This is a genomic window from Microbulbifer sp. S227A (assembly GCF_049800935.1).
Genome location: NZ_JBNAFZ010000037.1, coordinates 1 through 11713 on the forward strand (window position 1 = coordinate 1; position 11713 = coordinate 11713).

Sequence of the window (11713 nt, forward strand, 5' to 3'; positions counted from 1 at the left end):
TCGCACGAAACGCACCAAGGGCTGCCTCAGCCGCAAGACCGGACTGGCCATGGCATTCAAGCTGATGATGTCAGCGCAAGGAAAATGGCGCAAACTCGACGGTCGGAACCGCCTGCCCGAAATCATCGAAGGGGTTGAGTTCCGCGACGGTCTCCGCCACGTTCAAATCGCCGCCTGATCAAGCGTCACCAACTTCTGCGCATATCTCGAAGGGCGGAAAGAAGCGGTTTTGGTCTGATGAGGAGAAGCAGTCGATTTGCGATCAGACGCGGGTTTCGGGCGTTTCGGTTGCACAGGTGGCGCGACGGTACGCGCTGAACGCCAACCTGATCCATAAATGGCTGCGTGACCCGCGTTTTACATCAGACAACGAGGCAGACGATGTGGCGGCCTCGTTTCTTCCGATCGAGATTGAGGGGACCCTATCCTGCGCAAGCGAACCGATGGCGGTGTCCACGTTGGGCGCACCTGTTTCGGCGCAGCGTGTTGACATCACGTTGTCGGACGGGCGGCGGATCCTGGTGGAAGGACCGACGACACTGGCCTCAGTGCTTGGCCTGGTCGAAGGATTGCTGCCGTGATCCCTGTGCCGTCAAACACACGGGTCTGGCTTGCGGCGGGTGTGACCGACATGCGCAAACAGTTTAACGGGCTGTCCGCTTTGGCCGAGAGCGTTCTGAAGCAAGACCCGTTCTCTGGGCACCTGTTTGTCTTCCGTGGCCGTCGGGGTGACCTGGTCAAAATTGTGTGGTGGGACGGCCAAGGGGCGTGCATGTTTTCCAAGCGGCTGGAGAAGGGCCGGTTTGTTTGGCCATCAGCTGCGGACGGGAAGGTGACGATCAGTGCCGCGCAGTTGTCGATGCTCTTGGAAGGTATTGATTGGCGCAATCCCCGGCGGACATGGCGACCTCTGACAGTGGGTAATTTGTCAGCAAACCCAGCACCATAGGATTCACATAGGCGCGCGGTTCAGGTATAAACCGGCCTATGCTCAGGGTCCCCAACATCCTTCCATCTGATCCGATTGAGCTTCGCTCGACGGCGGAGGGTTTGGTTGTATTGGCAAAGTCTCAAGCGCTTGAGATTGAGAAGCTCAAGCACCAACTTAACGGCCATCAGCGGCATCGCTTTGGATCAAAATCGGAAAGCGCCGACCAGCTCAATCTCGAGTTACGGCTGGAGGAGGAAGAGACCGCCGCCGCCCGGACAGCTCTGCTTGATATGGGTGGCGATTCAGAGCCAAAGCAAAAACCAAAGCGCAAGCCGTTGCCGCCAACTCTGCCGCGCAAAGAACAAATCTTGAGCCCAGGCGAGAGCTGCGCATGTGGCGGCGACCTTCGTACCCTTGGCGATGATGTGACTGAGGAGTTGGAATATGTCTCCGGGCGGTTTGTCGTGAACCGGATCGTGCGCCCTCGCATGGCTTGCAAATGCTGTGACCAAATCGTGCAGGCTCCGCTTCCGTCGCGACCGATTGAGCGCGGTCGGCCCGGCCCCGGGCTGCTCGCGCATGTGCTGGTCTCAAAATACGCGGACCACTGTCCCTTGTATCGCCAGAGCCAAATCTTCGAACGCGAGGGCATTGAACTTGGCCGTTCCACCTTGGCAGGCTGGGTTGGCCAGTCAAGCAAGCTGCTGGAGCCGCTCGCCGAAGCCATTGGGCGCTATGTTCGATCCGGTAAAGCCGTCTTCGCGGACGATACCCCCATCAAGATGCAGGCCAAAAAGAAGTGCACGACGGCTCGCATTTGGACCTATGTCCGCGACGAGCAGCCCTGGAACGATCAAGCGCCACCCGCTGCCTGGTACAGGTTCAGTACTGACCGCGAAGGCAAACATCCAACCAGTCACCTGGCTCCATTCAAAGGCTGGATACATGCGGATGGTTACACCGGTTTCAATGACTTGTTTGCCAAAGACGGTATTCATGAGATGGCCTGCATGGCCCATGTCAGACGCAAGTTCGTGGATATATTCCAATCTCAGGGCCTTGAAACAGCCGAAGAAGCGATCAGGCGCATCGCGCTTCTCTACGCCGTCGAGAAGACCGCGCGTGGAAAACCGCCCGAAGAACGCGTCGCTTTGCGTCAGCGTGACGCCAAGCCGGTGTTTGATGAGCTCGAAGTCTGGTTGGCAGCACAATTGAGCCGCATCTCTGGCAAGTCAGAACTCGCGAAAGCGATCCGCTATGCTCTTCGCCGTATGGAAAAATGCGCGGCTATCTGGAAAATGGCTTCCTTGAGTTGGACAATAATTGTGCAGAGCGTTCGATCCGTTGCGTGGCTTTGGGCCGGAAAAATTATCTTTTCATTGGCTCCGAAGGCGGCGGAAAAGCAGCCGCCATCACTTACACATTGATCGAAACTGCCAAACTGAACGGCGTCGATCCGCAAGCCTGGCTAACATGGGTGCTTGCCCAAATCGCAGACCACAAAACCAACAGGCTCGATGAACTCATGCCATGGCGCTACGCGGCGCAAACGGCGTAACTAACTCTGAGGCCCAGATACTGCCCCAAGACCGAACGGTTACGATCATCTCGCTGTAGTCGAAGTTGTCGGAATTGGCGCTGACAAGCTCGATGAGTTCGAGGTTCTCGCCGATCCTTCTGGCGACCTCGTCGATGGTGTGGACATTGATGGCTCTGCCCATCAGGCGGTCTCGGCCGCTCGGGTTGCCGGTTTCTGCCAATTCCGTGGGAGCAACTCCGGCAGCCGTGAGACGGGCATATCGGAGATGCGGGCGATGACATCGGCCAGCTAGGCCTGCGGATCAATGCCGTTCACTTTGGCCGTGACAATAAGGGTGTACATGGCGGCTGCGCGTTGCCCGCCGCGCTCTGATCCGGCAAAGAGCCAGGACTTTCTGCCAAGGGCCACACCGCGCAGCGATCTTTCGGCGGCGTTGTTCGTCAGGCAGACTTGGCCGTCCTCGAGGAACCGGGTGAAGCCCGGTCAGTGGTTCGCTGACAGCAGGTAGTCAATTGCTTCGGCGACCTTCACGTGTTTTGAAAGCTTCGCTCTCTCGCCGCGCAACCAGCGTTCCAGGTTTTCGACGAGTGGCACCGACAGGCGTCGGCGCGCCTCAAGCCGACCGGCGGGATCGAGGCCGTTGATATCGCGTTCTATATCGAACAGGGCATTGTTACGCGTCACGGCCTCAAAGGCGATGGGCGAGATTTCCTTGGGCGACTTGCCCTTGCGGATGTTCCCCTCGACATCGGCCAGTTCGAAGAACTTGCGGCGGGCATGACTCCAACAGAGCGCGGGCAGAACCGGGCCTGGCATGCGTTCGCCATGGTAGGGCTGGTTGTACCCGCCATAAGCGTCGGCCTAGAGAATACCCTGCCAGCCCGTGAGATGTCCTGTCGGATGCTCCCCGCCCCGATCGCGGGAGAACTTGAAGACCACGGCCGGCGGGGCGGTTCCGGCAAACGGGCGGTCGTCGCGGACATAGGTCCAGAGCCGCGCCGTTTTCGTCCCGCCGCGAGCCAGCAGCGGAACCGTCGTATCGTCCGTTGCCCGGCAGGAGATTGCGAAGCAATCTGCCGAGAGGAGCCATGCAACCGTTCGGCGACCATCACATGCGCCTCGATCAGCGCCAGCAGCGGCTTCATCAACTCGGTCACCGCGCCGACCTGATCGGCAAGCGTGGACAGGCTCAGCGCCACGCCTTCTCGGGCATAGTGTTCCGCGTGACGGTTCAATGGTTGATGCTGGCGGTATTTTTCGAACACGGTGAGCCATTGTGTCGCCATGTGTTCGAGACCAATGGCGAACGCCAGCAGGCTGGGGCCGGCCCAACCGCAGGGGATTGGGTGGAACGGTGCCGGGGGTTGGCTGATCTTCTCGCAATCCCGGCAGGTGAACTTCTCGCGGACGGTCTGAATTACCTTCCACTGCCGGGGGATTTCGCGCCGGTTCGCCGAAGGCGGCTGACGGTTTGAGGCAAGAACGGGCGGCGCCCCTCCAACCTGTCAGTGACATCCTCGCCCATCTTTGCGATGCGATCCGACCCACAGCAGCTACAGGTCGCCGGGGCCTCGACCACGATCCGGTCGCGCGGCAAATGGTCGGGGAAGGCTTTCTTCACGGGTTTGCGCCGTTCGAACGGCGCGACCTTCGTCGTCTTCTCTGCCGCCTGTTCGGCACGCGCCTCATCTTCGGCGGCGTCGGCCACCAGCTCCTCGAGCTGCAATTCCATTTGGTCGATGAGCCGGGCAGTCCGTTCCGCGCTGCGGCCGTACTTGTCGCGCTTGAGCAGCGCGATTTCCAGTTTGAGTGCCGCGATCATCGCCTCGGAGGTCGAGACCACCGCACGGGCCTGAGCGAGATCGGCTTCGGCGGCCACGGCACGTCCTTGCGCCGCCGCCAGAGCGGCACGCAGTTTTGCGAGTTCGGAAGCGGTCTCGGACATGGCCGAGACCTACCATGCCGGCCCGGGAACGCCCATGAAAAACAGCCTTAATAGCCTGATTTATCCCGCCTTTGCAGGGCGTTGTGTCCAGCGTGGATTGCGCCAGTCAATTCCCTGGAGAAGGTAGCCGAGCTGAGCAGCAGATATCTGCACCGCCTGCCCGGACTGGCTCACCGGCCAGATGAATTTCCCCGCCTCGAGACGTTTCAGATATAGCGACATGCCGACACCGTCGTGCCATAAAATCTTGACCAGATCGCCGCGTTCGCCATCGGTCTCGAACGCATGGCGACACGATGGCTCACCCCCGGAATCAAAATACTTCACCGGCATGCGGGTCGCGCCCGAGCCCCTCCTGGACCTGCAGCGCCAGCGTGTTCATGCCCCGCCGCATGTCGGTGACGCCGCCCGCGATCCAGATCTTCGCCCCGGTCGGAAACGCGATCGTCGGCTGTCTACCACGACAAGAAGCCGGGCCAGCGCTTCGGGTTCCACGTTCGCAGGAACGGCAAGCCGCCGCCCGCTACCTTATATAATCTCGACCCTGGCTTCCGGGTCCGGAGGTTGACTTGCCGCTGACGCCCCCCCCCCCGGCTCTCATCGGAGACGTCACGGGGACAAATGTCGGCGAGCCGCCGCCAGCGAAGCCTCCGTTCCTGAACTGGCGGCGCCAAACTGTCAGGAGAGATCGGGAAACGCCATGGCGTCTTGCCGTGGCGCTAACCTGCCGATGTCCGGCAAAGCTCTCCTCGACGATCCGGAGCTTGTCCGCATCGCTCCAATTCCGCCGGCGAACGCCGTCTGCGGCAGAAAGGACTTCAATCTGGTGCTCGAATGTAAGGTCGCGCGTAAAGTCGGACATATCATCACCAGTCAGGGCCCGTCAGGCGGCCCCCGCCGGCTTGCAGTTACCCACAAGTGTCCGCTGGGGGCTTTGTGAGACGGGCGCCTTCAACGAGATCGGCGAGGCGGGAGAAGCCTCGCCATATGACGGTCGTCCCCGGCGGTGCGTCGGAAGCGCGGTCGAGATAGCCCCCGAGACGCGCGACGGCTCTGACATAGAATTGCAGGTCGCGCGGTGCCTGGCGCTTCCTGTCCGGCGCCGCTTGGTCGAGCAGGTTGCGCTCGTCCTCCGTGAAAACGGCGGCAGGGTCCGTCGCCGGTGCCTTGCGGCTCAGCATCGTCAGCCATGACACGCGCCATGCCACGACGCAGCACAACGCGATGCAGTTGGCCAAGCGCTCGGCCGTCGCGAGGCGCAGATTGTCGAGCCAGCGCATGCTCTCCTTCTGCTCGATGGGCACACGGGTCGGGTTGATCTTGCGCTTGAGCGCCGCGGTCCCCTTGAATTTGGAGCGCGACCAGAACTTGGCGGCTGTCAGCCCGAGCGGCAAGCCGTCCGGCGTGATCGCCAGGCTGGCATGCATCAAGAGCCCGCAGATCGCATGTTTCTGGAATCGCCCTTCCTTCAGCTTGCGTCCGGTCGACACCTTGGTGAACCCGATCTTCTCCGGGGCCACGCGTTTGAAGTTGAATTCCGTGGTGTCCTGCAGAATCAGCACGGGACCGTCGGTCGCCTGGATGCGCAAAGCAGATGCGACGAAATGGCCCTCAAGGATCTTGTCTTCGCTGACATTTCCATTCGAAAAGAACCGGTAAGCCGCCTTGGTGTTCGACCAGTCCTGGAACGCCGTGGGCAGCGATTTCCCTGGCCGCTCCCCGAGCGCCCCGAGCATTGCCCCGAGCCGCCGGTTCAGCCGGACATCCCCCAGATCGCTACCAGCGGTTTCCGTTTCCACCCAATTCTGCCCCATGCCCGCACCTCAATCATTCGGTGCCACATGACGAATCATGATGAGGTCGTCTCGAGCAAGACCAAGTATTGTGGGTGAATCAATTCGCCGCACGACTTGTGGGTAACTGCAAGCCCCGCCGGAGGATTACTTTCAGCGTAACGATTCCAAAGCCTTAAGGAGAACGACCATGACCAAGGTCCGTTCTGGGCCGATGCGGCGAATACTGCGCTAAGTACCGACGTTCGCTCGAACCGGACAATAACGTCACTTTTATGCAGTGACCCCAAAATCAAATTCACAGTTCGGGCTCTTTCGTGGCGTTCACGGTACGAGAACGGAAGGTCTGCTGTCGCGAACAACTTTCTTTTTCATCATGAATTGGAAGCGGCACTTTGCAAATCGTCCGGCTTTCGCCAATCGGTGCGCTCTAGGGTCAGGATGCATTGATTTTTAGTGTGCTGCGTGATTCACGGTTCGGAAAACGGAGCCGTGACATGAGCGACCTTTACTGGCTGAGCGATGAGCAGATGGCCAAGCTTTCCCCATTCTTCCCGAAGTCGCACGGCAAGCTTCGCGTCGATGACAGGCGTGTTCTGAGCGGCATTATCTTCATCAATCGCAATGGGTTGCGCTGGCGCGACGCCCCCAAGGAGTATGGGCCGCACAAGACATGGTGTGATTGCGGCGGTCGCTCTCTGGCGGCGAACGAGGTCCGGTATGTTGGCCTCATGGGTATTAGCCGTGAGGAGAACGACCTATGGAATACTATGTCGGTTTGGATGTGTCGCCGAAAGAGATTTCGATCTGCGTTGTAGATAGGGACGGAAAGACTGTAGCGCGTGGCGTCTGTCCCACTGATCCCGATGGCGTCGCGGGCTGGTTTCGCAACCGTGATCTCACGCCCCGGCGGATCGTGCATGAAAGCGGAATGCTAGCGATCTGGCTGCAGCGCGGCCTCGCCAGTCTTGGCCTGCCCGCGACCTGCATTGATGCCCGCAAGGCGCACAAGAGCTTGTCGGCGCGGCTCAACAAGTCGGATGCCGCCGACGCCGAAGGTCTGGCACAGCTTGCGCGCACCGGTTGGTTCACACCGGTTCACATCCGAAGCGAGGAGGCGGACCGGCTTCGCAGCTTGGTAGGCGCGCGGGAACGGTTGATCCGACTGCGCAAGGACCTCGAAGGTCACATTCGTGGCGTCCTCAAAACCTTTGGCATCCGTATGATCGGCATTGGCCAGGGTCGACAGAGGCAAGCGTTCCGCGATCAACTGGCGGCAGCGGGCGAGACCGACCCGGTCCTGCGGGCCATAGCCGATGCCTTCATTGCGACCCATGCCAAGTTGTGCCAAGTGGCGGACGACTTGGACAAGGCGGTGCGGAAAGCGGCCAAGATCCATCCTGTCGCGCGCCGCCTGATGACAATCCCCGGTGTTGGTCCGGTCAACGCGCTCAGCTTCATAGCTCTGGTTGATGACCCCGGTCGGTTCAGCCGGACTTCGGATGTGGGCGCTTTTCTTGGGTTGACGCCAAAGCGACATCAGTCTGGCGAGATGGATTGGTCGGGGCGCGTTTCGAAATGCGGTGACGGTGCAATGCGCGGGCTACTGTTCGAGGCGGCGTCATCCGTGATCCACCAGGTGAAACGTTTCTCGCAGCTGAAAAGCTGGGCCGTGCGACTGGCCGGCCGTCGCGGATTCCGCAAGGCGGCCGTCGCAACGGCCCGCAAAATCGCCGTTCTTATGCTGACGCTCTGGAAAAATGGAACCGACTATAAATGGACAAAGGAGGCCACCGCCTGATCTAAGTTCCCGCGTCTGAAGCGGAGAGCGAAGTCCCGACGGGACGGAGGTCGATCGATCTCGCTGTAGAGCATGGGATGGCCAGGTGCCATACCCCGCACAAGACATTGGAGACGATCAGCCACCGAAAACCATCATGAGGCGCTCAATGCGACCTCGGAGAGAACCATGACCCTAGACGGACATCACCTTCCCACGCTTGACAAGGCCGCAATCAGAGAACGCTCTACAGCAGGTGGAAGCGTTGGAGCGAGAAGGGCATCTTCGCCAGGATGATGATCGGGTTGGCCGCCGAACACGGCGAGGAAAAGACCGTGATGATCGACGCGACCTATCTGAAAGCGCACCGTACCGCGACCAGCTTGGCCGCGAAAAAGGGGGGCGTGGACGCCTTATCGGTCGCACCAAAGGCGGCATGAACACCAAGCTGCACGCCATCTGCGACAGCCAGGGGCGGCCGCTCAACCTGTTCGTCACCGCCGGGCAGATCAGCGATTACATCGGCGCGCGGGCGTTGCTCAGCAGTCTGCCAAAGGTCGACTGGCTGCTCGGGGATCGCGGATATGACGCCGATTGGTTCCGAGAAGCGCTGCATGACAAGGGGATACGCGCCTGTATCCCTGGTCGCAAACAACGTAAGGCACCGGTCAAATACGACAAGCGCCGATACAAGCGGCGCAACCGCATCGAGATCATGTTCGGTCGGCTCAAGGACTGGAGGCGCGTGGCAACACGATACGACAGATGTCCGAAGGTCTTCCTCTCGGCTATCGCGCTCGCGGCAACCGTCATCTATTGGTTATGAATCCTGACCCTAGATCACGCCATGTGGTAAAACCCGCGCTGTCATTGAATTTACCGATCCCTCGCACGGTTCTGTTGCGCCGCGTGTTCGCGCACCCGATCATCCTGCACAGCAATGTTTTCTGCTGACCTCGGAAGGGTCGGGGGTGTGCGAACGCGGGCTTGTTCCACGATCTGTGCGATGTCCCTAGTATTCAGGGACTTCGCCGCCAAGATCTGCAATTTCGAGACGTTGGCAAGCCGCTGCACGTCGTAGGTCCGACCTGCTCGCAGACCTTGCGCCAGTTCCCGCGACGCGAGCGCACGCACTTCTGCTCGATCTTTCTCGGGAATGTCTGCGGCCAGCATTTCTGCCTCAAGTCGGGAAATCGTGCTGGCAGCACCACGCAACATGGGGTCTTGTGCTGCGTCTTTTTGGGTCAACCGCTCTTCGAGCCGTTCTGCGTGGCTGGCTTGTTGTGGCTGAGGTTTGCTTTCGGGCCGGTCCGACGGACCATCTGACGGGGAAGATACTTCCTTACTCTGGCCCTCGGGAGTCACTGTCTCAACGACGGCCTTATCGCACTGCTGAACGGGCACAACCTGGTCAGATTCGCGCTCTGGCGCGCGCTCGATGTCTCGGACACCCCATTCACGGCGGAAGGTCTGCTTGTCACTTTCTTCGCCAGTCCTGGGATCGCGTTCCTTTACCATGACTGTCTTCTTGCCAGCGTCATGGATGGTCGCCTTGTCTCCGACCTTGAGCTGGTTTTGCTCGATCATATGGGCGGCGTTGCAGCAATATACGGAGGCCTCGCTGCTACACGAAGTCCATGCCGTGCACGGCTGCACCCGGGACTTTGACAATGTCGTCTATGAAAGGGCCGGCGTTGATCCTGGCATTGTGCGCAGCTTCCGGATCTGTGTCTCAAGAGGTCTGCATCGAACCTTTTCGGCCGGATGCAGAATACTTGGCGGACGGTGGGGCAGGCCCAGAAGAAATGCGCGATGCCTACCGAGTCTATTTCGCCGAGGTTGAAGTCTATCTGAACTGCCTAAACGCCTCATCTGCCCGTATTCGCGAAGAGGCGACGGCCGCAGCACAGGAATACAACCGTGTTCTGGATCAATATCCCGCATCAAAGCGACAACTGGTCGAGCCTGAGCCCGTGCCGCGCATTGAAATGAGCGAAACGGGCACGTTGTTTCTGAACATCACGCCGATTGGCTGCGATGATTACGCGGGCTCTGATGCGCCGACGTTCGCTGCCTGTGCGCGCTTGGTGTTAGGTTGATGCTGCTCCGAACTGTGAACGAAGAGTCGACCGATAGGTACTTGTGCTGATTGGCATGGCTTCGTTGGCAGTGTCTCAGTGACTTGACCCAGATTTTTTTGTTGGGATGCGGTCGACATCTCCCAAGCCTGTCAATTCCGGAATGGGTGTTAGTGGGTGCCGAATTGGGTTGACCAATGGATGTAAATGGGTATCGATATGGGTATGCCAAACACTTCCACACTTATGATCTCCCCCAAGATCCTTGCCAGGATATCTGAAATCGATGAGTTCAAGGGGGCCTGGCGCGCACTTGGGACACTGGCACCGGAGCGTCTGTCGTCACTGAAGCGCGTTGCGACAATTGAGAGTATCGGGTCGTCTACCCGGATCGAAGGCAGCAAGCTTTCCGATCAGGATGTTCAGCGGCTTCTGTCGAATCTGGAAATCCGATCCTTTGAAACACGCGATGAGCAGGAGGTTGCCGGGTACGCTGATGCGATGGAAACGGTTTTCAACTCGTGGGCCAACATTGACGTTACCGAAAACCATATCCGACAACTACACCGGGATTTGCTGAAATATAGCCACAAAGACGAGCGCCACAGAGGTGAATACAAGACGTCCTCAAACAGTGTCGCAGCATTTGACGAGACAGGGGCACAGATCGGGATCGTGTTTGAAACGGCAACGCCGTTCGATACGCCCCGCCTGATGCGAGACCTCGTGACCTGGTACCAGAACGCAGTCGAAGACACGGATATGCATCCATTGCTCGCAATCGGGATTTTCGTTGTCGTGTTCTTGGAAATCCATCCGTTTCAGGATGGAAACGGCAGGCTCAGCCGTGTTCTGACGACACTTTTGTTGCTCCGCGCAGGGTATGCCTATGTGACCTACAGTTCCTTGGAAAGCGTCATCGAACAAAGCAAGGAAGCTTACTATCTCGCGCTCAGACAGACGCAGGGCACGATACGTAGCTCAAACCCCGAATGGACTCCCTGGCTGGAGTTCTTTCTCAGCGCATTGCAGCGCCAGATGCTCCGGCTCAAAACACGTGTGGAGCGTGAAAAATTGATGATCGGCGCCATGCCCGAACTTGCGGCAAAGATTGTCGAGCTCACACGGGAACAGGGGCGCTTGACCATGGCGGATGCGGTCAAGCTCACCGGTGCCAACCGGAACACGCTCAAGCAGCACTTCAGAGCCCTTGTAAAGGACGGTCATCTTGAATTGCACGGGCAGGCCCGAGGGGCCTGGTACTCGCTCCCATAATCAAGTTTATGTTGATTAAGTCGGGGTGTATCCCCTCAGGTCCTTGTTGCACAAATCGGGTGAGGGATTCACTGCGTGAATCCAGCATGATGGCTGGATGGCATGAGCAGTTGGGCCCCTACGAAGTACAAGACCGCGAACTGGTCGGCTTACAATGAAAGCTTGAAGCGGCGCGGATCGCTGACGATCTGGTTTGATCCAGAAATGACATGGCGAGCGCCACCGACCGGCAAACGCGGCCGACAGCCGAGCTTCAGCGACGCGGCGATCCAGACGTGTCTGACGATGAAGGTGCTGTTCAGCATGCCCCTTCGGCAGACGACAGGGTTCGTCGAAAGCCTGTTGCGTCTGGCAGCGCTTGACTGGAAAGT

Annotated in this window: 12 protein-coding genes and 5 pseudogenes; 10 read left to right on the forward strand and 7 right to left on the reverse strand. The window is 59.3% G+C overall.

What is annotated here, in order from left to right; all coding sequences use genetic code 11:
* The 4 genes and pseudogenes from ACP15R_RS27035 to tnpC (ACP15R_RS27050) form a co-directional block, all read left to right on the forward strand.
* Nucleotides 1-178: pseudogene (locus tag ACP15R_RS27035) on the forward strand (IS256 family transposase); the annotation flags it as partial.
* Entirely contained in the window at nucleotides 135-581 is a 447-nt protein-coding gene (gene tnpA, locus ACP15R_RS27040; protein ID WP_424988934.1) for an IS66-like element accessory protein TnpA, read from the forward strand. The pseudogene ACP15R_RS27035 and the gene tnpA, both read left to right, overlap by 44 nt.
* A gap of 5 nt (nucleotides 582-586) precedes the next feature.
* Nucleotides 587-949 carry an IS66 family insertion sequence element accessory protein TnpB gene (tnpB, locus tag ACP15R_RS27045; RefSeq protein ID WP_424988944.1) on the forward strand — a complete coding sequence of 121 codons (363 nt, stop codon included), beginning with the start codon at nucleotides 587-589 and terminating at the stop codon, nucleotides 947-949.
* Nucleotides 950-987: 38 nt separating this feature from the next.
* Nucleotides 988-2489: pseudogene (gene tnpC, locus ACP15R_RS27050) on the forward strand (IS66 family transposase).
* Here the strand turns inward: tnpC (ACP15R_RS27050) and ACP15R_RS27055 are convergent.
* The 6 genes and pseudogenes from ACP15R_RS27055 to ACP15R_RS27080 form a co-directional block, all read right to left on the reverse strand.
* The gene (locus tag ACP15R_RS27055) at nucleotides 2455-2652 is read right to left on the reverse strand and encodes a hypothetical protein (protein WP_424988935.1); all 198 of its coding nucleotides are present in this window, start codon (nucleotides 2650-2652) and stop codon (nucleotides 2455-2457) included. The pseudogene tnpC (ACP15R_RS27050) and the gene ACP15R_RS27055 sit on opposite strands and share 35 nt — an antisense overlap.
* A pseudogene (tnpC, locus tag ACP15R_RS27060) lies at nucleotides 2652-4416 on the reverse strand (IS66 family transposase). Before tnpC (ACP15R_RS27060) ends, ACP15R_RS27055 begins: the two are co-directional and overlap by 1 nt.
* Nucleotides 4417-4476: 60 nt before the next feature.
* A complete protein-coding gene (tnpB, locus tag ACP15R_RS27065; protein WP_424988936.1) occupies nucleotides 4477-4749 on the reverse strand; it encodes an IS66 family insertion sequence element accessory protein TnpB in 273 nt (90 codons plus the stop codon).
* Entirely contained in the window at nucleotides 4730-4810 is an 81-nt protein-coding gene (locus tag ACP15R_RS27070; protein WP_424988945.1) for a hypothetical protein, read from the reverse strand. Before ACP15R_RS27070 ends, tnpB (ACP15R_RS27065) begins: the two co-directional genes overlap by 20 nt.
* A gap of 129 nt (nucleotides 4811-4939) precedes the next feature.
* Nucleotides 4940-5278 carry a transposase gene (locus tag ACP15R_RS27075; RefSeq protein WP_424988937.1) on the reverse strand — a complete coding sequence of 113 codons (339 nt, stop codon included), beginning with the start codon at nucleotides 5276-5278 and terminating at the stop codon, nucleotides 4940-4942.
* Between the two features lie 46 nt (nucleotides 5279-5324).
* Entirely contained in the window at nucleotides 5325-6215 is an 891-nt protein-coding gene (locus ACP15R_RS27080; RefSeq protein ID WP_424988938.1) for an IS4/Tn5 family transposase DNA-binding protein, read from the reverse strand.
* A 491-nt stretch (nucleotides 6216-6706) separates the two neighbouring features.
* On the opposite strand from ACP15R_RS27080, the pseudogene ACP15R_RS27085 reads away from it, so the two are divergent.
* The 3 genes and pseudogenes from ACP15R_RS27085 to ACP15R_RS27095 form a co-directional block, all read left to right on the forward strand.
* Nucleotides 6707-6883 (forward strand): annotated as a pseudogene (locus tag ACP15R_RS27085) (transposase); the annotation flags it as partial.
* An 86-nt stretch (nucleotides 6884-6969) separates the two neighbouring features.
* Entirely contained in the window at nucleotides 6970-8010 is a 1041-nt protein-coding gene (locus ACP15R_RS27090; protein ID WP_424988939.1) for an IS110 family transposase, read from the forward strand.
* A 218-nt stretch (nucleotides 8011-8228) separates the two neighbouring features.
* Nucleotides 8229-8815: pseudogene (locus ACP15R_RS27095) on the forward strand (IS5 family transposase); the annotation flags it as partial.
* Nucleotides 8816-8865: 50 nt separating this feature from the next.
* Here the strand turns inward: ACP15R_RS27095 and ACP15R_RS27100 are convergent.
* Complete coding sequence (locus ACP15R_RS27100) at nucleotides 8866-9576, reverse strand: hypothetical protein (protein ID WP_424988940.1); 711 nt, start codon at nucleotides 9574-9576, stop codon at nucleotides 8866-8868.
* Between the two features lie 83 nt (nucleotides 9577-9659).
* On the opposite strand from ACP15R_RS27100, the gene ACP15R_RS27105 reads away from it, so the two are divergent.
* The 3 genes from ACP15R_RS27105 to ACP15R_RS27115 all read left to right on the forward strand — a co-directional run.
* Entirely contained in the window at nucleotides 9660-10088 is a 429-nt protein-coding gene (locus ACP15R_RS27105; protein WP_424988941.1) for a hypothetical protein, read from the forward strand.
* 186 nt (nucleotides 10089-10274) lie between these two features.
* Entirely contained in the window at nucleotides 10275-11342 is a 1068-nt protein-coding gene (locus ACP15R_RS27110) for a Fic family protein (protein WP_424988942.1), read from the forward strand.
* 102 nt (nucleotides 11343-11444) lie between these two features.
* A partial coding sequence (locus tag ACP15R_RS27115) for a transposase (RefSeq protein WP_424988943.1) occupies nucleotides 11445-11713 on the forward strand: 269 nt, incomplete at its 3' end.